The following is a 25,952-nucleotide window of genomic DNA, read 5'->3' as shown; positions in this document are numbered from 1 at the left end:
GACCCTACCTCACGGTGTTGCAGGCGACCTCATGGCCGCCTCATAGACTTGATTACAGATTCTGCGTTACGAACGAGAGCATCTGGTCGGCGGTGGAAATCACCTTGGAGTTCATCTCGTAAGCGCGCTGAGTGGTGATCATGTTGACCATCTCTTCAACGGTGCTGACGTTGGAGGTTTCCAGGGTGTTCTGCAGCGTGGTGCCGAAACCGTTCAGGCCCGGAGTACCGACTTGCGGCGCACCGGAAGCAGCGGTTTCGAGGAACAGGTTGTTACCCACGGCTTGCAGCCCGGCCGGGTTGATGAAATCGGCGGTTTGCAGGTTGCCGATCACCTGGGCGGCAGGGTTGCCGGCAACGGAGATCGACACGGTGCCGTCGCGACCCACGGTGAAGGTCTGGGCATCGTTCGGAATGACGATGGCCGGTTCCAGAGCGAAACCGCTGGCGTTGACGATCTGGCCGTTGGAGTCGAGGTGGAAAGTACCGTCACGGGTGTAGGACGTGGTGCCGTCCGGCTGCAGGATCTGGAAGAAACCGCGACCGTCGATGGCCATGTCCAGCGGCTGCTCGGTGGTTTGCAGGCTGCCGGCGGTGAAGTTTTTCTGCGTGCCGACGATGCGCACACCAGTACCCACTTGCAGACCCGACGGCAGTTCGCTGTCCTGGGTCGACTGGGCGCCTGGCTGACGTTTGATCTGATACAGCAGGTCCTGGAACTCGGCGCGGTCACGTTTGAAACCCGTGGTCGAGACGTTCGCCAGGTTGTTGGAAATGGTGGTCAGGTTGGTGTCCTGAGCGGACAGACCAGTTTTGGCAACCCATAGAGCCGGAAGCATTCGATTCTCCTCGTGCGCCTGTTTTACGGCGCGACGTTCTGATAATTAGCTGATCTGCAAGACCCGAGCCATGGCCTGGTCGTCGTCTTTGGCGGTGTTCATCATCTTGACGTGCAACTCGAACTGCTTGGCCAGAGCCAGCACCGAGGTCATCTCTTCCACGGCATTGACGTTGCTCGATTCCAGGAAACCCGACACCAGTTTGACGTTGGCATCGGCCGGCGCAGGCTGGCCGTCCTTGGTGTAGATCGAGCCGTCGAGGCCCTTGTTCATGCTCTTGATGTCCGGGTTGACCAGTTTGATCCGGTCGACTTCCGCCATGACGCGCGGGCCTTCGCCCATCGCACGAATACTGATGGTGCCGTCTTCACCGACTTCGACCTGCTGCTCGGGCGGCACGGCGATCGGACCGCCATTGCCCATCACCGGCATGCCGTTGCCGGCACGCAACACGCCGAGGGCGTCGATATTGAGGCTGCCGGTGCGCACGTAGCTTTCGCCGCCGTTGGGGTTCTGCACGGCGATGAAGCCGTTGCCGGTCACCGCGACGTCGAGGTCACGCCCGGTCTGCACCAGCGAGCCCGGCGTGAAATCAGTGGCGGGCCGTTCGCTCATGGCAAACGCGCGCGCCGGAAAGCTGTCACCGAACACCGGCATCGAACGCGCCTGCTCCAGGTCGCGCTGAAAACCGTTGGTGGAGATGTTCGCCAGGTTGTTGGCATGAGCCTTCTGCGCCAGCGCGTTCTGGCTGGCGCCGGTCATTGCCACATAAAGGTACTTGTCCACACTCTTTCCTCTGCATGCCGGACGTTTGCCGCCCACCGCTGTACTGCTGAGCCATAAGCAATTTGCAGACCAACTTTTTTCTGGCGGCTCGCGGCCCGGTAAACAAAGGACTTGGGGGATTTTGCGGGGATAGGGGAAATGTATCGAAGACGAAAAACCGGCGGTGTCATGCCGCTAGGCGGCAATCCCGATCTCGGGCTGGGCGAATAACCCTGTGGCGAGGGGATTTATCCCCGATGGGTGGCGAAGCCGCCCCGATACCGATGAATGCGGTTCAGCTGATACATCAAGTTAAGCGGCCTTGGGGCTGCTTCGCAGCCCATCGGGGATAAATCCCCTCGCCACAGGGGTCCACTTAGCTTTCAGGATCTTTGCCCACTTCATATTCGCGGAGTTTGTTGGCGATGGTGGTGTGCGAAACCCCCAGCCGCTTACCCAGTTGCCGACTGCTCGGATGCTCTGAATACAGTCGCTCCAGCACCGCTTTCTCAAACCGCCCGACAATCTCGTCCAGCCCACCCTCCAGCGAAAAATCGCCAAGCGGCTGACGCACGCCGTAATCCGGCAGGCGGATATGCTCAGCCTTTACCGTGCCGCCATCACACAACGAAACCGCCTGAAACAGCACGTTCTCCAACTGCCGCACATTGCCCGGCCAGTGGTAATGGCTGAGCCGATCCATCGCCGCCGGCGCGAGTTTCGGCAGCGAACAACCGATCTGCCGGCTGGCCTGATCCAGAAAGTGCTCGACCAATGGCGTCAAACCGTCGAGGCATTCGCGCAGCGGGGGAATATGCAGCGAAAGCACATTCAAGCGGTGATACAGATCCTGGCGAAACTCGCCACGCGCGCACAGCTCGGACAAGTCGACCTGGGTTGCGCAGATCACCCGTACGTCCAGATAAACCTCTTCATCACTGCCTACACGACGGAAGCAACCGTCCTGCAGAAAGCGCAGCAATTTCACCTGCAAGCGCGGACTCATTTCACCGACGCCATCGAGAAACAACGTGCCGCCCGCCGTCAGTTCCAGTAGCCCGAGCTTGCCTTCCGCCCGTGCACCTTCGAAGGCACCCGGGCCGTAGCCGAACAATTCGGTCTCGGCCATCGACTCCGGCAGCCCTGCGCAGTTGAGCGCCATCAACGGCGACTGCCCACGCGGACTGGCGAGGTGACAGGCACGCGCCAACAACTCCTTGCCGGTGCCGGTTTCACCTTCTATCAATAACGGCGCATCCAGCGGCGCCATGCGCCGCGCTTCGCGCACCACCGCCGCCATGACTTTCGAACTCTGGAAGATGCTGTCGAAGCCACGCAACTCCTGCTTGCGCACGTTATAGATGCGCTCACCGACGCGGTCGGCGCGGTGCAAGGTCAGCACTGCACCGGCCATGGCTTCGCTGTCGTCGTGTTCGGATTGCAGCGGCGCGATGTCAGCGAGAAAGATGTCGCCCTTGACCTTGACCCGCATGCCGTTGATTCGGGATTTATTGGCGCGCACCAACTCCGGCAAATCGAAATCCTCGGCATAGCGCGACAGCGGAATCCCCGGCACTTCATCGACCCGCACGCCGAGCAATTGCGCCGCCGCACGGTTGGCGGCAACGATCGAGCCGCCCATGTCGATCGACAACACCGGGAATTCCAGCGCACCGAGCAGCGCATTCAATTCCATGTGCCGACGCTCGCTTGGCATCAGCCCTACCCGCTTGACGCCGAACACCCCGGCAATCGCTTCGAACTTCGGCCGTAGCGCCTGGAACTGGATGTTGATCAGGTTCGGGCAATGCAGATAGATCGCGTTGCCATGCTCACCGCCGACCTCGCCGCGCGCGACGTTGATCCCGTACGCCACCAGCAGATTGAGGATGTCGCGCAGGATGCCGATGCGGTTCTGGCAGTGGACTTTGATGCGCATATAAATGACCCGTGAAGACAGTAATACCTGTAGGAGTGAGCCTGCTCGCGATAGCGGTGGGTCAGTTGATATTGATGCTGACGGATACACCGCTATCGCGAGCAGGCTCACTCCTACAAGGGAACGGCGCCGGACTTTTCTGTCGAGGGGCGCAGATAGTTGTCAAGATTATGTGACAGCCATTGACCTTTTCAAACCCGAGAATCACCGTAAACGCGAGATATCCGCCAAACCGTAACGATAACTTTACGAATTAAAGAGAAATTTCCTACGCACAGGCCATTCAACCTGCTGCACATCAACACGCTCTCAGGTAATTCTGAATCCATCGCTGGACATAACAAGAACGAATTCCCCTAGCAGGAGAGCAGTATGAAGCAGACGCAATACGTGGCCCGCGAGCCCGATGCGCAAGGTTTTATCGACTACCCCGCCGAAGAACATGCGGTGTGGAACACGCTGATCACCCGTCAACTGAAAGTGATCGAGGGTCGTGCGTGCCAGGAATACCTGGACGGTATCGAAAAACTCGGTCTGCCCCACGACCGCATTCCGCAGCTCGGCGAGATCAACAAGGTGCTCGGCGAGACCACCGGTTGGCAGGTTGCCCGTGTCCCGGCGCTGATTCCGTTCCAGACTTTTTTTGAATTGCTCGCCAGCAAACAATTTCCGGTGGCCACGTTTATTCGCACCCGTGAAGAACTGGACTACCTGCAAGAACCGGATATTTTCCACGAGATCTTTGGTCACTGCCCGCTGCTGACCAACCCGTGGTTCGCCGAATTCACGCACACCTACGGCAAACTTGGTCTGCAAGCGACCAAGGAAGAACGCGTGTATCTGGCGCGGCTGTACTGGATGACCATCGAATTCGGTCTGGTCGACACCCCGCAAGGCAAACGCATCTACGGCGGCGGCATCCTGTCTTCCCCCAAGGAAACTGTTTATTCCCTGTCGGACGAGCCCGAGCATCAGGCCTTCGATCCGCTGGAAGCCATGCGCACGCCGTATCGCATCGACATTCTGCAACCGCTGTACTTTGTCCTGCCGAATCTCAAGCGCCTGTTCGACGTGGCTCATGAAGACATCATGGCCATGGTCAAGCAAGGCATGCAGCTGGGTCTGCACGCGCCAAAATTTCCGCCGAAACCGAAAGCGGCGTGAACCGTCGCTTTTAGTGACAAGTGAGTCTGTCAGTCGTCGCGGCTTTGGTTTAGCGTGACGGCATTGACGTCCGTAACAGCTCTTATAAAAAAGACACCCGATCTCAGGAATCCAACCATGTCCTCTTTGAACCAAGCCCACTGCGAAGCCTGCCGCGCCGATGCGCCACAAGTCAGCGACGAAGAACTGCCGATCCTGATCAAGCAGATCCCTGACTGGAACATCGAAGTGCGCGACAGCATCATGCAACTGGAGAAGGTCTTCCTGTTCAAGAACTTCAAGCACGCGCTGGCCTTCACCAATGCCGTCGGCGAGATCTCCGAGGCCGAGGGTCATCACCCGGGCCTGCTGACCGAGTGGGGCAAAGTCACCGTGACCTGGTGGAGCCACTCGATCAAAGGCCTGCACCGCAACGACTTCATCATGGCCGCGCGCACTGACGAAGTGGCCAAGACCGCAGAAGGACGCAAGTAATGCACTTTGACGCCATCGGCCGGGTACCCGGCGACCCGATCCTCGGTTTGATGGAGGCGTATGCGCAGGACAGCAACCCGCGCAAATTCGACCTCGGCGTTGGCGTCTACAAGGATGCCCAAGGCCTGACGCCGATCCCGGAAGCGGTGAAAATCGCCGAAGCACGGCTGGTCGAAAGCCAGGACACCAAGACTTACATCGGTGGCCACGGCAATCCGCTGTTCGGCAAAGTCATCAACGAGTTGGTGCTCGGCGCCGACTCGAAGCTGATCGCCGAACAACGTGCCGGCGCTACCCAGACGCCGGGCGGTACCGGTGCCCTGCGTCTGGCCGCTGACTTCATCGCCCAATGCCTGCCGGGCAAAGGCGTGTGGCTGAGCAACCCGACCTGGCCGATCCACGAAACCATTTTCGCCGCGGCCGGGGTCAAGGTCAGTCACTACCCGTACGTGGGCAGCGACAACCGCCTCGACGTCGATGCCATGCTTGCCGTGCTCAATGAAGTACCGAAAGGTGATGTGGTGCTGCTGCACGCGTGCTGCCACAACCCGACCGGTTTCGACCTGAACCACGACGACTGGCAGCGCGTACTCGACGTGGTGCGCAGCCGCAATCTGCTGCCGCTGATCGACTTTGCCTACCAGGGTTTTGGCGATGGTCTGGAGCAGGATGCGTGGTCGACCCGCTTGTTCGCGGCAGAGATACCTGAGCTGCTGATCACCAGTTCCTGCTCGAAGAACTTCGGCCTCTATCGCGACCGCACCGGTGCGCTGATTGTCTGCGCGAAAACCGCCGACAAGCTCATCGACATCCGCAGCCAACTGGCCAACATTGCCCGCAACCTGTGGTCGACACCACCGGATCACGGTGCAGCTGTTGTCGCAACCATCCTCGCCGACCCGGAACTGAAAAGCCGCTGGGCCGACGAAGTGGAAGCCATGCGTTTGCGCATCGCCCAGCTACGCAGTGGTCTGGTGGAAGCGCTGGAGCCGCACGGTTTGCGCGAACGTTTTGCGCACATTGGCGTGCAACGCGGGATGTTCTCATACACCGGCCTGTCGCCGGAGCAGGTAAAACAGCTGCGCGAGCACCACAGCGTGTACATGGTCAGCTCGGGGCGGGCCAACGTGGCCGGCATCGATGCCACGCGTCTGGCGCTGCTGGCCGAAGCCATCGCCAGCGTCTGCAAGTAACACCGCAATACTCTGCAGGAATTGCCGCAGGCTGCGATCTTTTGATTTGATCGTTCCCACGCTCCGCGTGGGAATGCAGCCCAGGACGCTCTGCGTCCCAACAGCGGACGCAGAGCGTCCTTTGAGGCGTTCCCACGCAGAGCGTGGGAACGATCAACACACACTGCCTTCGCGAACAGGCTCGCTCCCACATTTGGTTTCGGCTATGGCCCAGTCTTTTGCTTTTCGCTCTCCCTGCGGCCATCTGTCGCATTAATTTGAATTAAAAGTCTGATTGTCATTTTTCCTCCTGTATCCTGCGCAGGCTTTTTCAGAAGCGCGGATCTACCAGATCTATCAACAGACTTAGCGAGGAGCGCAACCATGCACGAGATTCCTAATCTCCCCTTCCCAAGCCTGCACGTACCTGAGCAGACGACCACGCAACAAGCCGGTGCGGGCCAGCCCGAGCCGCAAGAAGCCGTTGAGAGCCGCCCGGCCGACAACGAAGAGTAAGACCCGTCGTACAGACCGTGTGGAAAGCGCTAACATGCGCTTTCCACACTGCCTGAAACCGAGCCTGCCATGACCGACGAATTCTCCGAAAGCCAAGCCGCCGTCCTGATCGGCGCCACCGAGAAAATGATCGAGATCTGGAACCGCCTCTCTCCTGAGAAACAAGCCGCTCTGCTCGCCCGCTTCGGCTGTGAAGAAAACGCCCTCGCCGCGCTGGTCACCACACAACTGGTCGCTCCGGCCAAATCCTGAAGCCGCCGCCCGACAAATAGTTTTACTTTTCCCGCCTCAGATTGTTCCGCGCCGGTATCATGAGCAGCCTATCTATTCTGCTCTCCCCGTGGATCGTTACCCATGTCGTTCTCTAAGTCAGAGCCCCAGCGCCCCCTGGCGGTCACGCTGCAAGTCGTCTCCATCGTCCTCTTCACCTTCATCGGCTACCTGAACATCGGTATTCCCCTCGCGGTGCTGCCGGGTTACGTCCACAGCGACCTGGGCTTCGGCGCGGTAATCGCAGGTCTGGTGATCAGCGTGCAATACCTCGCGACCCTGCTCAGCCGCCCGTACGCCGGCAAGATCATCGACAACAAGGGCAGCAAGCTCGCAGTGATGTATGGTTTGGCCGGCTGCGGTTTGAGCGGTGTGTTCATGCTGATTTCCGCGTGGACACCGAACATGCCGATGCTCAGTTTGATCAGCCTGTTGATCGGCCGACTGGTGCTGGGCAGCGCGGAAAGCCTCGTCGGCTCCGGCTCGATCGGCTGGGGCATCGGCCGTGTCGGCGCGGCGAACACCGCCAAGGTGATCTCGTGGAACGGCATCGCCAGCTATGGCGCACTGGCGGTCGGCGCACCGTTCGGGGTATGGCTGGTCGGCAAATTGGGTTTGTGGAGCATGGGCGTCAGCATCATCCTGCTGGCCGCGTTGGGCCTGTTATTGGCATGGCCAAAAACCGCCGCACCGATTGTTGCCGGTGAGCGCCTGCCATTCATGCATGTGCTCGGACGCGTGTTCCCCCACGGTTGCGGGCTGGCCTTGGGCTCAATCGGTTTCGGTACCATCGCGACCTTCATCACCCTGTATTACGCCACTCAGCACTGGGACAACGCGGTGTTGTGCCTGAGCCTGTTCGGCGCCAGTTTCATCGGTGCGCGACTGCTGTTCGGCAACCTGATCAACCGCCTCGGCGGCTTCCGCGTGGCGATTGCCTGCCTGTCAGTGGAGACCCTCGGCCTGTTGCTGCTGTGGCTGGCACCGGACGCGCATTGGGCACTGGCCGGTGCGGCGTTGAGCGGTTTTGGCTTCTCGCTGGTGTTCCCGGCGCTGGGCGTGGAGGCGGTGAATCTGGTGCCGGCGTCCAGCCGTGGCGCGGCGGTGGGTGCGTACTCGCTGTTCATCGACTTGTCGCTGGGGATCACTGGGCCACTGGCCGGGGCGATTGCGGCGGGATTCGGGTTTGCTTCGATCTTCCTCTTCGCCGCCCTCGCCTCGCTGAGTGGATTGGCCTTGAGCGTGTATCTGTATAAACACACCGCCAAGTATCGCGAGGACTAGAAATCCACCTTGCCCCGCCCGGCCTTGATACTGCCGCGCTTGGTCTTCGACTCAAGCCGGCGCTTTTTTGAACCGAGGGTCGGCTTGGTCGGACGGCGTTTCTTTTCAACTTTGGTGGCGCTGAGAATCAGCTCCACCAGACGCTCCAGCGCATCGGCTCGGTTGGCTTCCTGCGTGCGGTATTGCTGAGCCTTGATGATCAACACGCCATCGCTGGTGATGCGACTGTCGCGCAGCGCCAGCAGCCGCTCCTTGTAGAATTCGGGCAAGGACGAGGCTGGAATGTCGAAGCGCAGGTGCACGGCGCTGGAGACCTTGTTGACGTTCTGCCCTCCGGCGCCCTGGGCGCGAATGGCCGTCAATTCGATCTCGGCATCCGGCAGATGCACGTTGTTGGAAATTACCAGCATGGAAAAGCGTCCGTATTCAGAACGCGCAGGATACCGCGAATAGCCAGAACGCGATCGCATTACAAGAGTACGCAACTTCTTGCGCACTTTGATGCGGTTTACTACAGCAAAAATTGAACAAGCTCTTCGGCCAGCGGCGCCCCTCCATGCCCCGTAATGGCCATATCATGGCTGGCATGAATCTTGATTCATGTTAAAAATTGAAGCGTAATTGACGCGGCTAGCACCAGCCCCCCCGCAAAAGTGAAAACCCGGTCATGGAAGAGATAAGGAAGTCGTTATATGCCGCGGAAGGAAAAGGAGCGCGCAAGCGAGTCATGGCGCTTGCTGATGACTACGATCGGCTGACACTGAGTCATGAGATCTTTCCTGAGAAATGTCTGAATTTCATTATTGAAATTCTCTCGACAGACGCATTTTTCAATAAGCCTGGCGCAGATTTTTTCATAATAAAGATTTCATCGGATATGAACAGGCTCTCGGCAATTCAAAAGCAGGCATTGCTCGATGCCATTCGGAGCAACTATTCCAGATATGCAGTTATGGAATTCTGCTGGACTGTCGGCGATATGCTCGCGCGTCACTTTGATCGCACATCTGTCATCAGGGTATTTAAGTCAGTCTTTGACCAAGCGACAGCAGAGGGGAAAGAAGGTATTGCACTTGGGCTGGACATTATCGCAAGGCATTCGAAGCAAGATCCGGGTGTCATGAGGCAAATCCAACGGATTTTATACAGCAAGCCGGCACACTGACTTTGACCATGCCCCATGAAAAACTCATCTTGATCAGGGTTATGGAAGAGGCAGCGGTTCTGCAAATGGAAAAATCAAAAAAGCATGACGCATTGCGGGTCAGATCTATCATGAAGCAGGTTTACCGATGACACTCATTGCCCAGCCCGAACCTTCGCTGATCGAGTTTCCTGACACTCTGCGCCCTCTGTTCCTGGCCGCTGGCTGGCCCGTGACTCTCGCAGAACCTTTGCCGGACTTCGTCCCGCCCGAGCACCCGGCCGCCGCACTGCTCGGACAACTCGCCGGCCTGCAGGTGGGGACCTGCGGTAGAGGCGAAGACTGCGCTACCAGCGATGTCGCCTTTGGCACCTTTGAATACCTGCATGACAGCGAAGACTTCCTGGCCTGGCAGCAGCGCCTGGGCAGCACTTTGGTAAGCATCGCCGAGATCCATCACGGTCACGCTGCGCTATTGATGGACGAGCAGCAGCGATGCTATGTCTTGAGCATGATTCATGACGGTTTCTGGCTACAGGGTCGAACCTTCGTCCAGGCCATGGAAACCCTGGTGTTTGGGCGCAAAGCCGGTGAACAGGTCGCGCTGGCCACGCCCGGCGCCGTGCCCGCCATTTGAGTTTCTTTATGAAAGCCATCATAGACACAGGATCAATATATGCATCGAAGGCTGCGCGGATCAGTCTTGATGAATCATGTGATGCAATATGGTATCTGGCTACAGGATATAGCCACGAGTTGATCTTCGAACCTCTGGCACCGATTTTTCTTCAATATAATGTATACGCAGTACTGGCTGCCGAACTCGAATCCAGTAGTGTTATTGCGGAGAAACTAGGTCGACACAAAAGGGCCTTTGGCAAACTTGGCATGGCCGCCATGAACAAAAGAAGGGAGATGGAAGTTGACTTACACATTGATGACAAACTTAATTTCTGTGACATCTCTAGCATTCTGTGCCACGAAGAAGTATTGACGCTATTTAGCGCTATATACAGAGGATGGAATGCCTTGATATTTTTATCCAAGAAAAAGCTGGATGAAACGGATAAAAAAGAAATTCTAGGTACGATAGTCAACATGTATAAGGCTTCCGGCACAGAATTTTCAAAGGCGTCGTCTTTCAAGTCGTTTGCTAACGTCGCAAAATTATTAACTTCAAAAAAATACCTCGTGGCGCTTACAGGTGAGGATCTCTCCGATACTCGCTGCATACTGATTCACGGCCTCCCGGAACAGACTATTGAATTCTCAGAACTTGCAGAATCCTTGAAACAAGCCGACGCTGACATGACACCCACACCAAAAACCAGAGAATTCTTGCTTAAAATTCCATTTTCAAGAAGATCTACTTTTCAGCGATAAAAATCAGACAGCCAAAGAATCGGAATACTGGAAAGCCGTACTGAGCGAACGACCCAATAGAACCTTTTTGCAATGCACCGCCCATAGCGGCAGGTAGGGAAACCAAATTGAACAAGATTGACTTCAAAAAATACAACATGAACGGCATCATTCGATCAAACAACAGTTCAATTGCGCACAAACATCAACTCACCTTTTTTCTTAAGGTATTGCACGCCCTGAACATCAAGTTTGCCAATTGCAAGCATGACCCTATGCATCTGGCTCAAGAATACATTGATGGAAAAATCACCACCAAAATATTAAAAACAGAGTCATCTATTTGGTGGGCGAAAATCGATGAGCACGAGGCAATACGCAACTTTCGTGAACGTAAAAATCTGATGGCAAGACTGGCGTTATGTTTATTGATGAGTGAGAGGGAGGATATCTCTGAACTCGGAGATGATCTATCGTGGTTCCTGGAGGTTCTCGGATTCTTGGGTGCTGGCATGAAGCCGACCGAACTTATGATCGAGTATTTTGACTTCCGCTGACGGCTACGAAAAAACCTATCGCGCTTTCGCGGAGCAAGTGAAATGTTCAATGACTATCTGCACAATCTGGACTGCTACTTCAGATTGGAGCGATCCTTTTATGAGTTTTTTCGCCTGGAGGCTCAGACGAACAAAATCGATATAAAGGGATTTAAAGCACCTTATTACAATACGACATTCTCAAATGGCACGCCGTTCATGGATGGCAATCCCATTTTTTCTGCCAGAAACGAAGCGAATGGGCAAATTCTTAGAGTAATACTCGAACAGGACACTGATGAGCTTGTTTCCTACCGAGACAAGGAACTGGGGTGCGAACTGGTTGTAATCGGCAACGTGAACTCACTGGAAGAAATAAAAAGAAAAATAGCTGAGTGGACCAAAATTCAATGATCATTCAAGAAGAGTTAGCGCAAGCACTTGCCAACCTCTCCCCAGCTGCTTTACAGCGCTATGCGTCCAGACTGCTGCATACCTATTGCGAAGCAAAGTTCATTCGACACGGTGCTATCGAAAAATTGATAGCTCACCTTGATAGCTTTCCGGAGTGCGGTGGCTTGACTGACTGGGAGAGAAAAGGTGCAACACTGCCCCTGAATGGCAGGGGAGATAATATGCCGCCTGATCTCCTCCACTGCATTTCATCACAAGATATCGATGACTTCCGCGTAATTGTTGATTGCGCTGTGGAAGTTGGATTAGTAGATATGTACTCCACCCCAACTGAGCATCCGATAAAATTTATCGAGATGATTTGTTTAATTCTTTCCAGAAACAACATTGCTCTTCCTCGCCTGTAAATTGACATCAAACAGACTGACTTATACTGAAGGGATACAGTGTGACTTAAAAAATCTTGTGCTATAGAGCAAAATTCGGCAACTTTAAAAGCTCCTCAAGTGTACGAATTAATAAAATCCCAGCAGAGGACGCCGCCACCAACCTTCCGTCAGAGGACGACTAAAAAACATGAGTTATGAATATAAACTGGTTTTTGATGACAACTTTACGGCTCAACATGTCATGAATGAAATAAAAACCAGTCAGGCTTGTGTTCTTGTAAAACACGGTGATATCTATTTGAAAGATCATGCACTGATCAGCAATGGAGGTTACCATGCTCGTCTGACACAGACAGATCAAAGTTCTCTTTGGCTTCAAATAAACTTCCAATCTGTGAAACTCTGCGGGCTATTGCACAAAGCACTATCGGGCATAAGCTTTAGGTGCCTTGAAGATGGCGATCCCGCTGAAGAGGTGGGGCTGAATGAAGCTTTTCGCATTGAAGGTCACCTTGTTTAGGCCTAGGAGCCCATTCAACACACAAGGATGTTCAACATGATTTATGATCCCTATACGAGGGAGTTATTGTATCGAAAGGCACAATATAAGAATGTACTGGGCCGATACAGCAAAAAAACCAGCCTGCTTTTAGCACACCCTTTCGATGAGAGCTTGCTCTTAAGCCTGCCGGCAACGGACTCGATAATTAGTGATTTAAGATCAAGACGAGAAATCTTATGTGAGTTCACCGAGTTCTCTTCGATCGCTGAGTGCCTGCGCTTTACCTCATCACTAATGGATGATCGCGAATACTACTTGTTGATGGATGAAGACTGGAAATTCTGCGGGGCATACAAGGTAAAAAGCGGCGTCCGACTCTGTGAAGGGTTTGATTTTGACAGTACCGACAGCGACGAAATAAGACTGATCAGCTCTGATTTTACCGCGCAATTTTCTATTGATTACAGTGTCACAGGTTTCAGCAGAACCCTTGATTGCTGCATAAGACGCTATGGATAAATAAAAATGTCATTCTCGATCGACGACATCAATGAAATATCTCAGGCATTCAATCGGTTTGAAGATGGTTTGATACTGTCCTTCGAATTTTATTACGTACCCAATGAGCCACTGGCAGCAACCGTTGTGCTGCATGGAAGAGACCACAGAGCCAAAGGCAACGTCTGGAAAAAAATAAGAATAACCTTGACAGGTGTGACGGAATTGAGCGCACGGGTCAGGGGCAATCAATTCAACTCCATTTGCTCGGGTGTTCGTTTATTGAAATTAAACGATCTCTGGTGCATTGATATCGACGGGAATTACGCGCTGGATGCAGACCCGTCTTCCCTGGAAGAAGTACGCCAGGACGGTGACCTCTACGTTATTGGTCGACAGATTGAGATTCAAGACGCCTGAGTCACGGCAAGCGGTCGATATGACGATTTTGAAACTGTGTTGTTTTATCTGCTGAATGTTTCGGGCAATAGAGCTTTTTGACAGATCCAGCGCCTGAAGCGTTTATACCGAGGGCCATTCGCGTTACCCTTTCGGGCGTTGCTCTACTCCAATCAATGCAGGAAGCATAAGCATGACCAATAAAGCAGTTATCGTGTTCAGCGGCGGGCAGGACTCCACCACCTGTTTGATCCACGCCCTGACCCACTACGATGAAATTCACTGCATCACGTTTGACTATGGTCAGCGCCATCACGCGGAAATCGAAGTTGCTCAGCAGCTCGCCAAAAAGCTCGGCGTGACCGTGCATAAAACCATGGACGTGTCCTTGCTCAATGAGCTGGCCATCAGCAGCCTGACCCGCGACAACATTCCGGTCCCGACCGTGAATAGCTCCGGAGAAAGCCTGCCAAGCACTTTTGTCCCGGGAAGGAACATTCTGTTTTTGACCCTGGCGTCTATCTACGCCTATCAAGTCCAAGCCAGGACTGTCATTACCGGCGTGTGTGAAACCGACTTTTCTGGCTACCCTGATTGCCGGGATGAGTTCGTCAAGGCCCTGAACAAGGCCCTTGAGTTAGGCATGGATTACAAGTTGCAACTGGACACCCCATTGATGTGGCTAAACAAGGCAGAAACCTGGGCCCTGGCTGATTACCACCATCAACTGGATCTGGTTCGTAACGAAACGCTAACCTGTTACAACGGCATCAAAGGTAGCGGATGTTCCGATTGCGATGCGTGTAATCTTCGCGCCAAAGGCCTGAACGAACTCCTGAATAACAAAGATCAGGTTACACACAATCTTAAAAACAAATTGAACTTGAAATAAATCAAACCACAAACGAGGCGCTCCCTAACGAAGGGATTTCCCTAGTGAGCGCCTTGTTGATCTTATTGCGTCTGAGCGCCTGTTAAATACTTCTTGAACAGTGACCTTGCGCCATACGCGGGCAAGACGTTAAAGAAGGCAAAACCGACTTTTATCGCGATCTGGACATAGATCATGCTCAATATCGCACTATTGTCCATCTTTCCATAAAAGGCGATATAGCAGAAAAGGAAACTGTCGATAATCACCGCAAATAACGTACTCAAGAACACCCGCAAAAACAGGAATCTCGAGTTCGTCAGTTCCTTGATCTTGCACAACAAATAAGAGTTTATGTTTTCCGAGACCAGGAACGAGATGGATGAGGCTACCAGTACCGACGACAACTGACTGATCACGTCGTTGTAAGGCCCGTCCAGTTTCCAGCCTGGTAGCCCAGGCAAGTGGGTAGTAATAGCCAGCAAAATAATAATGGCCGCATTACTGATAAAGGCAAAAAGAATCGCCTTTCGCGCAAGTCTGAGACCAAAGGTTTCGTTCAGCAAATCGACGATCAGAAACGTCAGCGGATAAAGAAAGGTGCCCGGCGTTACAACAATATCGAAATATTCCAGATAAATCGGCTTCGTTGCGGCAATACTGGTGAAAATGTACAGCGTGAACAGCATCAGGTTCAGGATGATGTAGATCATCCAGGAACTCTCATGACGGTCATTGATCTCGTAGGCAGTGAGTGCCCCACCCTGAGAATAAAACTTTTTATAGAGATTTTTTACTTCTATTTTATTTAGATTATCCATAATCTCACTATTCAACACTTCACTGAGCTTTATTTTAATTATCTTGCCTGTGGCTATCACCATGATGACGGCCAGACTTTTACCGTTTTCAAACCCTAGCAGCTTGTATTTGCTGTTTTCCGTTTCAACGCTGCAATCCATTAAATCGTTCCTCGATTATATCCCCGACCACACAAATACGATCCGTATCAGGGTCAACCTCATCCATTATGAATAACTTTTTGCCGACTTTGTCATACACCAGCTTTTGCCTATCGTTGCTGGACACCCCCTTCTGCACGATCAAAAGATCACCTGGTTCATTCATTCCACTGATCTCGTTTTCCAGCAGTACACCGATCAGATTGAAAGACGCACCAAAGTAGTATGTCAGTGGATAGATGGTAGCCAGCTCACCAATTCTTTTATCAAGATTCTGAAGCAGCAAGCTCTCTTTTATAACCGGAACAGCCGCGGGATTCATATTTCCCTGCGGAGAGATGCTGTTGTCGATTATTTCCTTTTCTTCAAAATCAATGGTCTCTATTTCTTCATACGATACACCGAAGAAATCAGAAATCTTGCGCACGGTGGAGTGCTGTACGTTGACCACCTTGCCTTCAAGAATGTTATAGATAGTCGTCCTGGTCAATCCACTGGAATTGCACAACGACAACTGTGTCTCCCCACGACTCTTTATCAAGTATTTAATGTTGTTTTTCAGATTCTCCGATCTTTCTCTTCTGTGCATAAAGTACTTACCATCTTTTTATAAAGGCAATTAGAAAACACGCCACGAATGAGCATTCAGTGGTGACACAGGAACACTACGCAGATAGTTGTACTGGTATTGGAACCGCCAGCGATCATAGCATTCTCCATCCTTGGTTTCGGTACAAAAGTCAGACGCAACAACCACATGCTCAGCTCTACGGAGTCGATTCATGCTGCGTACCGACTCGTCCGTTTTGGCTGCCATCACTCGACAAACGCCTCCCGAACTGCAGTTTTACACCGTTTGCTTACGCAAAAAGAATCATTTTATTTGAACAATGTTCATTTTTCTGATTAATTTTTCTGGCGTTCCTCACTGAAAAACCTATGATGCGTCGAGCTCACCTCCTCTGATCAGCGAGCGAAACGCAAGAGCAGTGGTTGCTCGTACAGACGTTAGTTTTGCGCGCATTGCCCGCAAAACACGGAATGCGCCTGTACCGATCGGCAAGTGGATGTACGCAAAGTCGTGAAACCAAGGAAGGCGTGCTGTTGTTCGCAGTACGCAGCAAACATGGAAGGAATACGAAGCATGGCAGTCAAAACTGAACCGCTGATGAACCAGGCCGACTTACTGCGAAATGGTCTGGCGGATCTTCGTACGGAAGATGCCGAGTTGGCGGGGATTCTCGACGCTGAGGTCGCACGACAACACCGAGTGCTGTCATTGGTCTCCTCCTCCTGCGCAGTCATGCCCCGCACGCTTGCCGCCTCTGCGTCGGCACTGGTCAACGTGACCGCCGAGGGGATGCCAGGCAGGCGCTATAACGCCGGCTGCGAGAACGTTGACCTAGTCGAATCGCTTGCCATTCGAAGGGCGCGGGAGTTGTTCGGTGCCCAATATGCCAACGTGCAGTCACACTCGGCTTCGAACGCCACTTATCAGGTGCTCACTGCGTTGCTTGAGCCGGGCGACACCCTGCTGGGCATGGCTGTTGAACACGGCGGAGACCTCACCCATGGCAGCTCCAAAGCCTTCTCGGGCGCCTACTACAAGGCGATTCAGTACGGAACGACATCAGACGGCGTCATCGATTACGACAATGTGCGCAGCCTGGCGCTTGCGCATCGCCCGCGCATCATCATGTGCGGCGCCACAGCCTATTCGCGGGCCGTGGACTTTGAACGGTTTCGCCAAATTGCCGATGAAGCCGGGGCGATCCTGCTCGCCGACATTTCTCATATCGCCGGACTGGTCGCCACGGGCCGACATCCGAGTCCGATCGACGCGGCTCACGTCACCACGACGTGCACACACAAACAACTCATGGGCCCTCGTGGCGGCCTGATCCTATCGGGCCGGGACGCCAATACCAAGGTTCCCGGCTTGCGAACAACCTTCCGCCGCGCCCTCGATCAAGCCGTGTTTCCGCAGATGCAGGGGGCGCCAGCCGTCAATATGATTGCAGCCAAGGCTGCGGCGCTGGGCTATGCGATGTCTTCGCAGTTCGACGCTTACATGGGGCGAATTCGCAGCACCGCCGATGAGCTTGCCAGCGCGTTTCAAGCTCATGATTACGAGGTTGTGGGCGGCGGCAGTGAAAACCACACGGTGCTGATCCGCTTGCGTGGCGGCATCACCGGCGCCATTGCCGAGAAGGCGCTGGAGCATTGCGGGATCATCGTCAACAAACATCGCGTCCCCGGCGAGACTCGACCGGCACTTATCGCCAGCGGATTGCGTATCGGCACCGGCTCCATAGCGCAGCGTCACATCGACCCGCAGGGATGCCGCGAAGTTGTCAGTCTGCTGTGCCAGATTCTCGACAAGGTAACGCCGCAAGGCGAGCGAGAATACTCGCTGGACCCGGCCTCACAGGAGCAATTCCGCTTACAGGCCGAGGCATTGTGCGCGATCTATCCCATCGCCGATTACGTATAACGGCGAACACAACAAACCCGGCACTTGGCCGGGTTTGTTGTTTTTGCACTTTGCTTACTTCGCGACAGAACTCGACGCGTGCAGAGCCTGCTGCGCACCACGTTTGTTCTTGATCACGTAGCAGACCCACATGAACACGACCCACAGCGGAATCGCGTACACCGAGATCTGAATGCCCGGGATCAGCAGCATGACGCCGAGGATGAACAACACAAACGCCAGGCAGACGTAGTTGCCGTATGGATACCACAGTGCCTTGAACAGCGGCGTCTGGTTGGTCTTGTTCATGTGTTGGCGGAACTTGAAGTGCGAGAAGCTGATCATCGCCCAGTTGATCACCAGGGTCGCAACGACCAGCGACATCAGCAGCTCCAGAGCATGCTGCGGGATCAGGTAGTTGAGCAGCACAGCGATCAGCGTCACTGCCGCCGAAGCCAGAATCGAACGCACCGGCACGCCACGTTTGTCGATCTTCGCCAGGCCTTTTGGCGCATCGCCCTGCTCGGCCATGCCCAGCAGCATACGGCTGTTGCAGTAGGTACCACTGTTATAGACCGACAGCGCCGCCGTCAGCACGACAAAGTTGAGGATGTGCGCAGCGGTGTCACTGCCCAGCATCGAGAACACTTGCACGAACGGGCTACCGCTGTAGGAATCGCCGGAGGCGTTGAGGGTTTCCAGCAGGCTGTCCCATGGGGTCAGCGACAACAGGATCACCAGGGCGCCGATGTAGAAAATCAGGATCCGGTAGATCACCTGGTTGATCGCTTTCGGGATCACGGTCTTCGGCTTGTCGGCTTCGGCGGCGGTGAAACCGAGCATTTCCAGACCGCCAAAGGAGAACATGATGATCGCCATGGCCATCACCAGACCGCTGACGCCGTTGGGGAAGAAACCGCCGTGGGACCACAGGTTGCTGACCGAGGCTTGCGGGCCGCCATGGCCGCTGACCAGCAGGTAGCTGCCGAGGGCAATCATGCCGACGATGGCCACGACCTTGATGATCGCGAACCAGAATTCGGCTTCACCGAAGACTTTGACGTTGGCCAGGTTGATCACATTGATCAGCACGAAGAAGCCGGCCGCCGTGACCCAACTCGGAATGTGCGGTGCCCAGTAGTGGATGTACTTGCCGACCGCTGTCAGCTCCGACATGCCCACCAGGATGTACAGGATCCAGCAGTTCCAGCCCGACAGGAAACCGGCAAAGCCGCCCCAGTACTTGTGCGCGAAATGGCTGAAGGAACCGGCCACCGGCTCTTCGACGATCATCTCGCCGAGCTGGCGCATGATCATGAAGGCAATGAAGCCGCAGATGGCATAGCCGAGAATCATCGACGGGCCAGCGGATTTCAGGACCCCGGCCGAGCCGAGGAACAATCCGGTACCGATCGCGCCACCGAGGGCGATCAGTTGAATGTGGCGATTTTTCAGGCCGCGTTTCAGCTCGCCTGATTGCGAGGGTTGTCCACTCATGAAAAAGGTCTCACGCAAGGTTTGATGATGTTCAGTAGACGTTGCTGCAAGGTTGCGATTTCAAGCAGCCCCGATCAAACCCCAGCGCAGGCACCAGGAGTTCAGCTTTTTTACAACGGTCATGCGTCACCTGTTTGTTTTTATCTGTGACGAAATCGAACCCGACACGCTTGTGACGCGGCGGAGTGAACAAGGCGGATAGCCTTGAGGTTTGCGCGATTACGCAGAGGGTCACAGTTAAAACGCGGCGCATTGTACACCGCTAACCCCCTGCTGCCAGACTCCGCTGGATCAGCGTATCGGTTGCCGGGATTGCGTGTGTCCGCCTCGAGACGCTCGAGCGGCTGCAAAAATTGAGTCAGGCCTTTGCAGGCCATCGACGGGGACGATGGAAAAACCGTCCCACGGAGAGAGGTGGAGATCAGTCACGGCGTTCATTGCGCCTCCTTCTTGTTATGCACCTGCACGACAGGCATGGGGCGCATCTCACTCTTCAAACGCCTCTGAAACAAGCGCGCCAGAGCCTTGCGCCATGCCCGGCCAGCGGCGCTTCGGCAGCTTTTCCTTACACTGGCTCGGTGCGCGGTGTTCCGTTGGGTTTTACCGGGTTTTTCGTAAACATTTATTTACAGTGCGTAACGCGAAGTTTCCATTTCAGAAATTTCCGTCAGACGTCTGCAAATTGACGGTAGCTAGCTTGCTAATGAAAACCACCACTTAGTTTTTTGTTTTTAAATAAGAAAACGCCGCTTAAAAAACAGAATAAAAAGTCCATTTAAAAATTAAATAAATTATTTTTTGCATTACAAAAGTCCCTGAACTAGGTTCTTCACGTCTTGCCGGCCACTTCGACCGGCCAGTCACAACCGTGAAAGTCATCTAGGAGATCGACCATGCAAGCACTGGAAAAAGACTTGGATACCGAACTGCAACTGGACGAATGGTTTGAAGCACCGACCCATGAGGCGGCTGTGGAAATGATGCAAGCCGATGCGGTCGTTCCGTTCGGCACGGCGATGTGGCCTCTGTAAGACATCCCGGGCAGGCATGATCCGGCCGGTCGTGCCTGCCACTTTTTTCTCGGTCAGTCAGGGAGGACTCATGGATAAGCCCCGCGCGATCTCGCATTTCCTTTACTACCTCGAACATCACCCTGCCCTCGCCGGCCTCGACTCGGCGAAGATATTGCTCGGCCACACGGCGGATTACGAAGCCCTGACTGGCGCCATCGCCGAACAGGCTGGCGAACATCCGCGTTTCAGTTTCAGCGCCCGACGCCTGGACCTGGAAAGCACCGCAGCGCTGACCTCGGCGATTACCGACAGCGATCTGTACATTTTCTTTTACGACTCTTCCACCCTGCCCAACCCGCGCCCCGACGGCCCGGAATTTATCCGCGCGCTGCAAGCGGTGATGGCGGAGAACTGGAAGAAGTCGCTGCTGTTCAAGGATTACGGCGACTATTTCTATGACACTTTCAGCATCGCCCCGCAGCGTATTGCCGGGCTGAACAGCCACTTGATCCAGCGCATGTCCCAGGCGACCACGCTGAGCTTTACCGATGAGCACGGCTCGCGGTTTGAAACCCCCTTGAGCAGCATCAAGAAGTGGACCGACATCAATGGCGTCGGCAACTTCGACCTGGCGCCCGGTGAAATCGCGACTCACAGTGAAGCCATCAACGGCCATGTGAAGTTCAAGGGCACCTTCCTCAGCACCATCCCGTTCGCGCGCAAATATGGCGTGCTGGAGTCACCGCTCGAGTTGTGGATCGAGAACTCGACCATCAGCCGCATCGCCACCGATGTGCCGGGGCTGGAGCATGATTTCAACAAGTATCTGGACGCCAATCCTTCAAACCGGCGGATTGAGGAGTTGGGGATTGGTACCAACGAAGGGGTGAAGGATCTGTATGCGCGTAATGCCGGGTTTGAGGAGCGGCATTGTGGGCTGCATCTGGGATTGGGCGGTGGCGCCAAGGGCAGTCATCACCTGGACCTGATCTTCTCCAGTGGCGTGTTGGCACTGGATGACAAACCGGTGTTTGATGGGCGGTTTGTGTTCTGATCCTGGAAATTATGGGGTGCATTGGCCTCATCGCTGGCAAGCCAGCTCCCACAGGAAGCTGCGGTGTGCACAGGATTTATGCAACGCAACAGAAACCTGTGGGAGCTGGCTTGCCAGCGATGAGGCCCTCAAAAGCACCACCCGACTTTCGCCAGACGAAAAAAAACGCCAACCCTGCGGTTGGCGTTTTTTCATTCGGTGCTAAACCCGATTACTCAGGCTTCTTGCGACCGAAACCCGGACGCTGACCGGAACCGGCCGGTGCACCGCGACGCTTGCCCGATGGCTTGTCGCCGTCGACCAGTTTGATCCCCGGACGCTTCGGCGCGGGTTTCGCAGGACGCTTGTTGGTGGTGTCCGCCGGGCGATCTGCCACTGGCGTACCGCGACCGGCAGGCGCACCACGCTCGCCACGCTCAGTGCGACCGTTGGCCGGACGCGGAGCGCGCTCGCCGTCACGGGCGACTGGCTTGCGACCTGGACGCTCGCCTTCGATCTGCGGCTCGCGGGCCGGACGTGGGCCGGTCGGCGCGCCAGCGGCTGGACGCAGGGTGCGCACGCGCTCGGTCTTGGCCATCGGCCGCGATGATTTGCGCTGCATGCGCTCAAGCTTGTCTTTGCTCTTGGCGTTCAGTTGCGGCATGGCAACCGGCGTCAGGCCCACCTCAGCGCTGAGGATGTCGACTTCGTACTGGCTCATTTCGCGCCAGCGGCCCATCGGCAGGTCGGAGTTGAGGAACACCGGACCGAAACGCACGCGCTTCAGACGGCTGACCACCAGACCTTGCGATTCCCACAGACGACGAACCTCACGGTTACGCCCTTCCATCACCACGCAGTGATACCAGTGGTTGAAGCCTTCGCCACCTGGCGCCTGCTTGATGTCGGTGAACTTGGCCGGGCCGTCTTCCAGCACAACGCCGGCCTTCAGGCGTTCGATCATTTCGTCGTCGACTTCACCGCGTACACGCACGGCGTACTCACGGTCCATCTCGTAGGATGGGTGCATCAGGCGGTTGGCCAGTTCACCGTCAGTGGTGAACATCAGCAAACCGGTGGTGTTGATGTCGAGACGACCGATGTTGATCCAGCGTCCTTCTTTCGGACGCGGCAGCTTGTCGAACACGGTCGGACGGCCTTCCGGGTCGTCACGGGTGCAGATCTCGCCATCGGGTTTGTTGTACATGATCACGCGGCGGACCGATTCGGCCGCTTCTTCGCGCTTGATCACCTTGCCATCAATGGTGATGGCGTCGTGCATGTCGACGCGCAGACCGAGGGTGGCGTCTTTGCCATTGACCTTGATCCGACCCTGGCTGATCCAGGATTCCACGTCACGGCGCGAGCCGACGCCGATACGGGCGAGGACTTTCTGCAGCTTTTCGCCTGCTGGGCCGATTTCCTGGTCGTCTTTCTGATTGATGTCACTCATCTGGGCACCTCCCGGTGTGATCTGTTCAGTCGCCTCGAAGTGAGCGCCTGAAGCATTGGAATCTGGGTTCTTGGCCGAAGGGATCGGCGAAGGGTCGCGAATCATACGCGGATGTGGGCCATCGCGCATCAGAGACTAGTTGATCAAGCCAAGGTTATTTCTTTTTCCGCCGACCGGCGCCGCCGAGTTTGATCAGGCGCAGGGCGGCTTCGGCCAGCACCGTACGCTTGTCATCCTTGTCGAGTTTCTTCCAGGCCTTGATTTCGCGCTTGCTGCGGCCGCAGCCGAGGCAGATGTCGTCGGTGAATTTGCAGAGGCTGATGCAGGGATCTTTGGTTGAGCTCATACCCTTCTCCAGAACACATTGAACCCTGTGGGAGCGGGCTTGCCCGCGATGACGGAGTGCCAGCCAGCCTATTTTTGTCTGATCCACCGCAATCGCGGGCAAGCCCGCCCCCACAGGGTTCTTCAGTGTTCAGAGAATTTGATTGTCAGTCTTCGAACTCGCGACGTTCGGCTTCGATCGCTTCAGCCAGGGCGCGGGCTTCGGCTTCTTCTTCGCTCAGCTCGGGTTCTGGTGCGGACTGCTCCAGGGCAGCGACGGCAGCAAGAAGTTTTTCCCGGGCTTCGGCGACGCCAAGCACGTCCTCTTCAGGTTCGGCTTCAGGCTCAGCCCCGAGTTCAACCTCGATAACCGGCTCGGTGATTTCAGCTTCGGGTTCGCTCGTCGATGCTTCAACATCAGCAACATCAGCAACATCAGCAACATCAGCACCATCAGCACCATCAGCGGCATCACGCAGCAAATCGTCGAAGTCGGTCTTGATCCCCTCCTCCATGCTGTCCAGTTCCAGCAGCAAGGTATGGAAACTGGTTTCTTCCTTCTCCTCTTCCGGCTCGGCGCTGGCGTCGGCCAGCTCCTGCAAGCCTTGCGGCACCGGCGCATCGTCGAAATCGAGCACCGGGTCGGTTTCCATCTCGCGCAGCTCGGCCAGCGGTGGCAGATCTTCAAGGTTCTTCAGATTGAAGTGATCGAGAAACGCCTTGGTCGTCGCAAACATCGCCGGTTTGCCGGGCACGTCGCGGTAACCGACGATGCGGATCCACTCGCGTTCAATGAGGGTTTTGACGATGTTGCTGTTGACCGCCACACCGCGCACGTCTTCGATCTCGCCACGGGTGATCGGCTGGCGATAGGCGATCAGCGCGATGGTTTCCAGCAAGGCACGAGAATAGCGCTGCGGGCGCTCTTCCCAGAGTCGGCCGACCCACGGCGAAAACTTCTCGCGGATCTGCAAGCGATAGCCCGACGACACCTCTTTGAGCTCGAACGCACGGCCGTCACAGGACTTGGCCAGTAACGCCAGGGCTTTCTTGAAGACTGGCGGTTCGGGCCGCTCGCCCTCTTCGAACAGTTCGTAGAGGCGCTCAAGGGATTGCGGCTTTCCCGAGGCCAACAGAAAGGCTTCAAGCAGGGGGGCCAGCTCGCGGGGTTCAGTCAGGTTCATGTTTCGACTCGTTATTCGGCTCGGGCTCGCACGTGGATCGCGGCGAACGGCTCATTCTGCACCAGCTCGACCAAGGATTCCTTGACCAGTTCAAGGATTGCCATAAAGGTCACCACCACACCGAGGCGGCCTTCTTCGGCGGTGAACAGCTCGACGAACGGCACGAAACCGCCGCCCTTGAGCCGTTCCAGCACATCGCTCATGCGTTCGCGGGTGGACAGCGCCTCGCGGCTGACCTGGTGGCTTTCGAACATGTCTCCTCGGCGCAGCACTTCGGCCATGCACATCAGAATCTCTTCCAGCGCGACGTCGGGCAACAGCTTGCGTGCGCGGGCTTCCGGGGCGTCAAGCTTGGGCACCACGACGTCGCGCCCCACCCGGCTCAGGCCGTCGATGCCTTCGGCGGCAGCCTTGAAGCGTTCGTATTCCTGCAAGCGGCGGATCAGTTCGGCGCGCGGGTCGTCTTCTTCGTCTTCGACGGTTTCGGCCCGTGGCAGGAGCATGCGCGACTTGATCTCGGCGAGCATCGCGGCCATCACCAGATACTCGGCCGCCAGCTCCAGGCGCACCGACTGCATCAACTCGACATACCCCATGTACTGACGGGTGATTTCCGCCACCGGGATGTCGAGGATGTTGATGTTCTGTTTGCGGATCAGGTACAGCAGCAGATCGAGCGGGCCTTCGAAGGCTTCAAGGAAGACTTCCAGTGCATCCGGCGGGATGTACAGGTCGAGCGGCATTTCCATGACCGCTTGGCCATAGACCATGGCAAACGGCAGCTCCTGCTGAGCTCCGGCCTGGGGATCGACAACGGTTTCCACTGCGGACATTCAGGCCTCGACCATGAACGGCGTCGGATCGCCACAACCGACACGGACCACTTCCGGGTCATCGCCGGTCAGGTCGATCACGGTGGAGGCCTTGATGCCGCCAAAACCGCCGTCGATGATCAGGTCCACCTGATGTTCGAGCAACTGGCGCATTTCGTACGGATCACTCAAGGGATCTTCGTCGCCGGGCATGATCAGCGTTACGCTCATCAGCGGCTCACCCAATTCGGCCAGCAGCGCCAGGGCGATCGGTTGGCTGGGTACGCGTAGCCCGATGGTGCGCTTCTTCGGATGCAGGAGCAGCCGAGGCACTTCGCGGGTGGCGTTGAGAATAAAGGTGTACGGCCCCGGCAAATGCGCTTTGAGAATGCGGAAGGTGCCGGTGTCGATCTTGGCGTAGTTGCCCAGTTGCGAAAGGTCACTGCAGATCAAGGCGAAGTTGTGCTTCTCATCGAGCTGACGCAGGCGTCGCACGCGCTCGATCGCGGTTTTGTCGCCGATTTGGCAACCGATGGCGTAGGAAGAGTCTGTGGGATAAATCACCACCCCGCCCCTGCGGATGATCTCGACCGCCTGTTTGATCAGGCGCGCTTGCGGGTTTTCCGGATGAATCTGGAAAAATTGACTCACATTCTCTACCTGT

Annotated in this window: 31 protein-coding genes; 19 read left to right on the top strand and 12 right to left on the bottom strand. The window is 55.6% G+C overall.

What is annotated here, in order from left to right; genetic code table 11:
- Positions 1-52: 52 nt before the first annotated feature.
- The 3 genes from flgG to KI231_RS07990 all read right to left on the bottom strand — a co-directional run bounded on the left by flgG (position 53) and on the right by KI231_RS07990 (position 3,542).
- Positions 53-838 (bottom strand): flagellar basal-body rod protein FlgG, encoded by a 786-nt coding sequence (gene flgG, locus KI231_RS08000; protein WP_103305338.1) that lies wholly within the window; start codon positions 836-838, stop codon positions 53-55.
- A 45-nt stretch (positions 839-883) separates the two neighbouring features.
- Complete coding sequence (locus tag KI231_RS07995) at positions 884-1,624, bottom strand: flagellar basal body rod protein FlgF (RefSeq protein WP_213027922.1); 741 nt, start codon at positions 1,622-1,624, stop codon at positions 884-886.
- A gap of 355 nt (positions 1,625-1,979) precedes the next feature.
- On the bottom strand, positions 1,980-3,542 hold the full coding sequence (locus KI231_RS07990) for a sigma-54-dependent phenylalanine hydroxylase transcriptional regulator PhhR (RefSeq protein ID WP_008085977.1): 1,563 nt from the start codon (positions 3,540-3,542) through the stop codon (positions 1,980-1,982).
- Between the two features lie 372 nt (positions 3,543-3,914).
- Here KI231_RS07990 and phhA point away from each other — a divergent pair, with 372 nt between their 5' ends.
- The 6 genes from phhA to KI231_RS07965 all read left to right on the top strand — a co-directional run bounded on the left by phhA (position 3,915) and on the right by KI231_RS07965 (position 8,422).
- Positions 3,915-4,706 (top strand): phenylalanine 4-monooxygenase, encoded by a 792-nt coding sequence (gene phhA, locus KI231_RS07985; protein ID WP_003222800.1) that lies wholly within the window; start codon positions 3,915-3,917, stop codon positions 4,704-4,706.
- 117 nt (positions 4,707-4,823) lie between these two features.
- Positions 4,824-5,180 (top strand): 4a-hydroxytetrahydrobiopterin dehydratase, encoded by a 357-nt coding sequence (locus KI231_RS07980; RefSeq protein WP_213027921.1) that lies wholly within the window; start codon positions 4,824-4,826, stop codon positions 5,178-5,180.
- The gene (locus tag KI231_RS07975) at positions 5,180-6,373 is read left to right on the top strand and encodes an amino acid aminotransferase (protein ID WP_213027920.1); all 1,194 of its coding nucleotides are present in this window, start codon (positions 5,180-5,182) and stop codon (positions 6,371-6,373) included. Before KI231_RS07980 ends, KI231_RS07975 begins: the two co-directional genes overlap by 1 nt.
- A 363-nt stretch (positions 6,374-6,736) precedes the next feature.
- Positions 6,737-6,868: a hypothetical protein gene (locus KI231_RS30145; protein ID WP_256583563.1), complete on the top strand. Its 132-nt coding sequence runs from the start codon at positions 6,737-6,739 to the stop codon at positions 6,866-6,868.
- Positions 6,869-6,937: 69 nt separating this feature from the next.
- The gene (locus KI231_RS07970) at positions 6,938-7,120 is read left to right on the top strand and encodes a hypothetical protein (RefSeq protein WP_213027919.1); all 183 of its coding nucleotides are present in this window, start codon (positions 6,938-6,940) and stop codon (positions 7,118-7,120) included.
- Positions 7,121-7,222: 102 nt separating this feature from the next.
- Positions 7,223-8,422 carry an MFS transporter gene (locus KI231_RS07965; protein WP_213027918.1) on the top strand — a complete coding sequence of 400 codons (1,200 nt, stop codon included), beginning with the start codon at positions 7,223-7,225 and terminating at the stop codon, positions 8,420-8,422.
- Here KI231_RS07965 and arfB read toward each other — a convergent pair.
- The gene (gene arfB, locus KI231_RS07960) at positions 8,419-8,832 is read right to left on the bottom strand and encodes an alternative ribosome rescue aminoacyl-tRNA hydrolase ArfB (protein WP_095050152.1); all 414 of its coding nucleotides are present in this window, start codon (positions 8,830-8,832) and stop codon (positions 8,419-8,421) included. The genes KI231_RS07965 and arfB overlap by 4 nt on opposite strands.
- 257 nt (positions 8,833-9,089) lie before the next feature.
- Here arfB and KI231_RS07955 point away from each other — a divergent pair, with 257 nt between their 5' ends.
- The 10 genes from KI231_RS07955 (at position 9,090) to queC (ending at position 14,558) form a co-directional block, all read left to right on the top strand.
- A complete protein-coding gene (locus KI231_RS07955) occupies positions 9,090-9,587 on the top strand; it encodes a hypothetical protein (protein ID WP_213027917.1) in 498 nt (165 codons plus the stop codon).
- A 127-nt stretch (positions 9,588-9,714) separates the two neighbouring features.
- Positions 9,715-10,203: an SUKH-3 domain-containing protein gene (locus tag KI231_RS07950; protein ID WP_213027916.1), complete on the top strand. Its 489-nt coding sequence runs from the start codon at positions 9,715-9,717 to the stop codon at positions 10,201-10,203.
- Between the two features lie 8 nt (positions 10,204-10,211).
- A complete protein-coding gene (locus KI231_RS07945; RefSeq protein WP_213027915.1) occupies positions 10,212-10,949 on the top strand; it encodes a hypothetical protein in 738 nt (245 codons plus the stop codon).
- Positions 10,950-11,056: 107 nt separating this feature from the next.
- Positions 11,057-11,485: a hypothetical protein gene (locus KI231_RS07940; RefSeq protein ID WP_213027914.1), complete on the top strand. Its 429-nt coding sequence runs from the start codon at positions 11,057-11,059 to the stop codon at positions 11,483-11,485.
- A 42-nt stretch (positions 11,486-11,527) separates the two neighbouring features.
- Positions 11,528-11,878 (top strand): hypothetical protein, encoded by a 351-nt coding sequence (locus tag KI231_RS07935; RefSeq protein WP_213027913.1) that lies wholly within the window; start codon positions 11,528-11,530, stop codon positions 11,876-11,878.
- Entirely contained in the window at positions 11,875-12,285 is a 411-nt protein-coding gene (locus KI231_RS07930; protein ID WP_249412106.1) for a hypothetical protein, read from the top strand. The genes KI231_RS07935 and KI231_RS07930 overlap by 4 nt, the downstream gene beginning before the upstream one ends.
- Before the next feature lie 169 nt (positions 12,286-12,454).
- A complete protein-coding gene (locus tag KI231_RS07925) occupies positions 12,455-12,787 on the top strand; it encodes a hypothetical protein (protein WP_213027912.1) in 333 nt (110 codons plus the stop codon).
- Positions 12,788-12,823: 36 nt separating this feature from the next.
- Positions 12,824-13,288, top strand: a complete 465-nt coding sequence (locus KI231_RS07920) for a hypothetical protein (RefSeq protein ID WP_213027911.1) — start codon at positions 12,824-12,826, stop codon at positions 13,286-13,288.
- A 6-nt stretch (positions 13,289-13,294) separates the two neighbouring features.
- Positions 13,295-13,687: a hypothetical protein gene (locus tag KI231_RS07915; protein ID WP_213027910.1), complete on the top strand. Its 393-nt coding sequence runs from the start codon at positions 13,295-13,297 to the stop codon at positions 13,685-13,687.
- A 172-nt stretch (positions 13,688-13,859) separates the two neighbouring features.
- Entirely contained in the window at positions 13,860-14,558 is a 699-nt protein-coding gene (gene queC, locus KI231_RS07910; RefSeq protein WP_213027909.1) for a 7-cyano-7-deazaguanine synthase QueC, read from the top strand.
- Positions 14,559-14,620: 62 nt separating this feature from the next.
- Here queC and KI231_RS07905 read toward each other — a convergent pair whose 3' ends face one another.
- Together KI231_RS07905 and KI231_RS07900 are read right to left on the bottom strand one after the other, a co-directional pair.
- Positions 14,621-15,499 carry a queuosine precursor transporter gene (locus KI231_RS07905; protein ID WP_103305323.1) on the bottom strand — a complete coding sequence of 293 codons (879 nt, stop codon included), beginning with the start codon at positions 15,497-15,499 and terminating at the stop codon, positions 14,621-14,623.
- On the bottom strand, positions 15,483-16,088 hold the full coding sequence (locus KI231_RS07900) for a helix-turn-helix transcriptional regulator (protein WP_213027908.1): 606 nt from the start codon (positions 16,086-16,088) through the stop codon (positions 15,483-15,485). Before KI231_RS07900 ends, KI231_RS07905 begins: the two co-directional genes overlap by 17 nt.
- Before the next feature lie 555 nt (positions 16,089-16,643).
- Here KI231_RS07900 and glyA point away from each other — a divergent pair.
- A complete protein-coding gene (gene glyA / locus KI231_RS07895) occupies positions 16,644-17,993 on the top strand; it encodes a serine hydroxymethyltransferase (protein ID WP_213027907.1) in 1,350 nt (449 codons plus the stop codon).
- A gap of 54 nt (positions 17,994-18,047) precedes the next feature.
- Here glyA and KI231_RS07890 read toward each other — a convergent pair whose 3' ends face one another.
- The gene (locus KI231_RS07890; RefSeq protein WP_103305320.1) at positions 18,048-19,469 is read right to left on the bottom strand and encodes an amino acid permease; all 1,422 of its coding nucleotides are present in this window, start codon (positions 19,467-19,469) and stop codon (positions 18,048-18,050) included.
- 893 nt (positions 19,470-20,362) lie between these two features.
- On the opposite strand from KI231_RS07890, the gene KI231_RS07885 reads away from it, so the two are divergent.
- The gene (locus tag KI231_RS07885) at positions 20,363-20,500 is read left to right on the top strand and encodes a hypothetical protein (RefSeq protein ID WP_003222780.1); all 138 of its coding nucleotides are present in this window, start codon (positions 20,363-20,365) and stop codon (positions 20,498-20,500) included.
- A gap of 70 nt (positions 20,501-20,570) precedes the next feature.
- Positions 20,571-21,536: a M29 family metallopeptidase gene (locus KI231_RS07880; RefSeq protein ID WP_213027906.1), complete on the top strand. Its 966-nt coding sequence runs from the start codon at positions 20,571-20,573 to the stop codon at positions 21,534-21,536.
- A gap of 211 nt (positions 21,537-21,747) precedes the next feature.
- Here KI231_RS07880 and rluB read toward each other — a convergent pair whose 3' ends face one another.
- From rluB to KI231_RS07855, 5 genes are all read right to left on the bottom strand, one after another.
- Positions 21,748-22,968, bottom strand: coding sequence for a 23S rRNA pseudouridine(2605) synthase RluB (gene rluB, locus KI231_RS07875; RefSeq protein WP_103305383.1), 1,221 nt, complete (start codon positions 22,966-22,968; stop codon positions 21,748-21,750).
- Positions 22,969-23,122: 154 nt separating this feature from the next.
- A complete protein-coding gene (locus KI231_RS07870) occupies positions 23,123-23,314 on the bottom strand; it encodes a DUF1289 domain-containing protein (RefSeq protein ID WP_007919669.1) in 192 nt (63 codons plus the stop codon).
- Positions 23,315-23,459: 145 nt separating this feature from the next.
- Positions 23,460-24,476 carry an SMC-Scp complex subunit ScpB gene (gene scpB, locus KI231_RS07865; protein ID WP_213027905.1) on the bottom strand — a complete coding sequence of 339 codons (1,017 nt, stop codon included), beginning with the start codon at positions 24,474-24,476 and terminating at the stop codon, positions 23,460-23,462.
- A gap of 11 nt (positions 24,477-24,487) precedes the next feature.
- Positions 24,488-25,309 carry a segregation and condensation protein A gene (locus KI231_RS07860; RefSeq protein ID WP_103305317.1) on the bottom strand — a complete coding sequence of 274 codons (822 nt, stop codon included), beginning with the start codon at positions 25,307-25,309 and terminating at the stop codon, positions 24,488-24,490.
- Complete coding sequence (locus KI231_RS07855) at positions 25,310-25,939, bottom strand: L-threonylcarbamoyladenylate synthase (protein ID WP_103305316.1); 630 nt, start codon at positions 25,937-25,939, stop codon at positions 25,310-25,312.
- Positions 25,940-25,952 lie beyond the last annotated feature (13 nt).

Origin of the sequence: Pseudomonas sp. Seg1 (assembly GCF_018326005.1) — a bacterium.
Taxonomy (GTDB): domain Bacteria; phylum Pseudomonadota; class Gammaproteobacteria; order Pseudomonadales; family Pseudomonadaceae; genus Aquipseudomonas.
The sequence above is the reverse complement of the archived record's forward strand: the minus strand, read 5'-3'. Positions and strand labels throughout refer to the sequence as shown.

Bases quoted from the DNA above. Each gene is read 5' to 3' on its own strand.
- flgG (WP_103305338.1), bottom strand. From the start codon at position 838: ATGCTTCCGGCTCTATGGGTTGCCAAAACTGGTCTGTCCGCTCAGGAC.
- KI231_RS07990 (WP_008085977.1), bottom strand. From the start codon at position 3,542: ATGCGCATCAAAGTCCACTGCCAGAACCGCATCGGCATCCTGCGCGAC.
- phhA (WP_003222800.1), top strand. From the start codon at position 3,915: ATGAAGCAGACGCAATACGTGGCCCGCGAGCCCGATGCGCAAGGTTTT.
- KI231_RS07980 (WP_213027921.1), top strand. From the start codon at position 4,824: ATGTCCTCTTTGAACCAAGCCCACTGCGAAGCCTGCCGCGCCGATGCG.
- KI231_RS07975 (WP_213027920.1), top strand. From the start codon at position 5,180: ATGCACTTTGACGCCATCGGCCGGGTACCCGGCGACCCGATCCTCGGT.
- KI231_RS30145 (WP_256583563.1), top strand. From the start codon at position 6,737: ATGCACGAGATTCCTAATCTCCCCTTCCCAAGCCTGCACGTACCTGAG.
- KI231_RS07970 (WP_213027919.1), top strand. From the start codon at position 6,938: ATGACCGACGAATTCTCCGAAAGCCAAGCCGCCGTCCTGATCGGCGCC.
- KI231_RS07965 (WP_213027918.1), top strand. From the start codon at position 7,223: ATGTCGTTCTCTAAGTCAGAGCCCCAGCGCCCCCTGGCGGTCACGCTG.
- arfB (WP_095050152.1), bottom strand. From the start codon at position 8,832: ATGCTGGTAATTTCCAACAACGTGCATCTGCCGGATGCCGAGATCGAA.
- KI231_RS07955 (WP_213027917.1), top strand. From the start codon at position 9,090: ATGGAAGAGATAAGGAAGTCGTTATATGCCGCGGAAGGAAAAGGAGCG.
- KI231_RS07950 (WP_213027916.1), top strand. From the start codon at position 9,715: ATGACACTCATTGCCCAGCCCGAACCTTCGCTGATCGAGTTTCCTGAC.
- KI231_RS07945 (WP_213027915.1), top strand. From the start codon at position 10,212: ATGAAAGCCATCATAGACACAGGATCAATATATGCATCGAAGGCTGCG.
- KI231_RS07935 (WP_213027913.1), top strand. From the start codon at position 11,528: ATGTTCAATGACTATCTGCACAATCTGGACTGCTACTTCAGATTGGAG.
- KI231_RS07930 (WP_249412106.1), top strand. From the start codon at position 11,875: ATGATCATTCAAGAAGAGTTAGCGCAAGCACTTGCCAACCTCTCCCCA.
- KI231_RS07925 (WP_213027912.1), top strand. From the start codon at position 12,455: ATGAGTTATGAATATAAACTGGTTTTTGATGACAACTTTACGGCTCAA.
- KI231_RS07920 (WP_213027911.1), top strand. From the start codon at position 12,824: ATGATTTATGATCCCTATACGAGGGAGTTATTGTATCGAAAGGCACAA.
- KI231_RS07915 (WP_213027910.1), top strand. From the start codon at position 13,295: ATGTCATTCTCGATCGACGACATCAATGAAATATCTCAGGCATTCAAT.
- queC (WP_213027909.1), top strand. From the start codon at position 13,860: ATGACCAATAAAGCAGTTATCGTGTTCAGCGGCGGGCAGGACTCCACC.
- KI231_RS07905 (WP_103305323.1), bottom strand. From the start codon at position 15,499: ATGGATTGCAGCGTTGAAACGGAAAACAGCAAATACAAGCTGCTAGGG.
- KI231_RS07900 (WP_213027908.1), bottom strand. From the start codon at position 16,088: ATGCACAGAAGAGAAAGATCGGAGAATCTGAAAAACAACATTAAATAC.
- glyA (WP_213027907.1), top strand. From the start codon at position 16,644: ATGGCAGTCAAAACTGAACCGCTGATGAACCAGGCCGACTTACTGCGA.
- KI231_RS07890 (WP_103305320.1), bottom strand. From the start codon at position 19,469: ATGAGTGGACAACCCTCGCAATCAGGCGAGCTGAAACGCGGCCTGAAA.
- KI231_RS07885 (WP_003222780.1), top strand. From the start codon at position 20,363: ATGCAAGCACTGGAAAAAGACTTGGATACCGAACTGCAACTGGACGAA.
- KI231_RS07880 (WP_213027906.1), top strand. From the start codon at position 20,571: ATGGATAAGCCCCGCGCGATCTCGCATTTCCTTTACTACCTCGAACAT.
- rluB (WP_103305383.1), bottom strand. From the start codon at position 22,968: ATGAGTGACATCAATCAGAAAGACGACCAGGAAATCGGCCCAGCAGGC.
- KI231_RS07870 (WP_007919669.1), bottom strand. From the start codon at position 23,314: ATGAGCTCAACCAAAGATCCCTGCATCAGCCTCTGCAAATTCACCGAC.
- scpB (WP_213027905.1), bottom strand. From the start codon at position 24,476: ATGAACCTGACTGAACCCCGCGAGCTGGCCCCCCTGCTTGAAGCCTTT.
- KI231_RS07860 (WP_103305317.1), bottom strand. From the start codon at position 25,309: ATGTCCGCAGTGGAAACCGTTGTCGATCCCCAGGCCGGAGCTCAGCAG.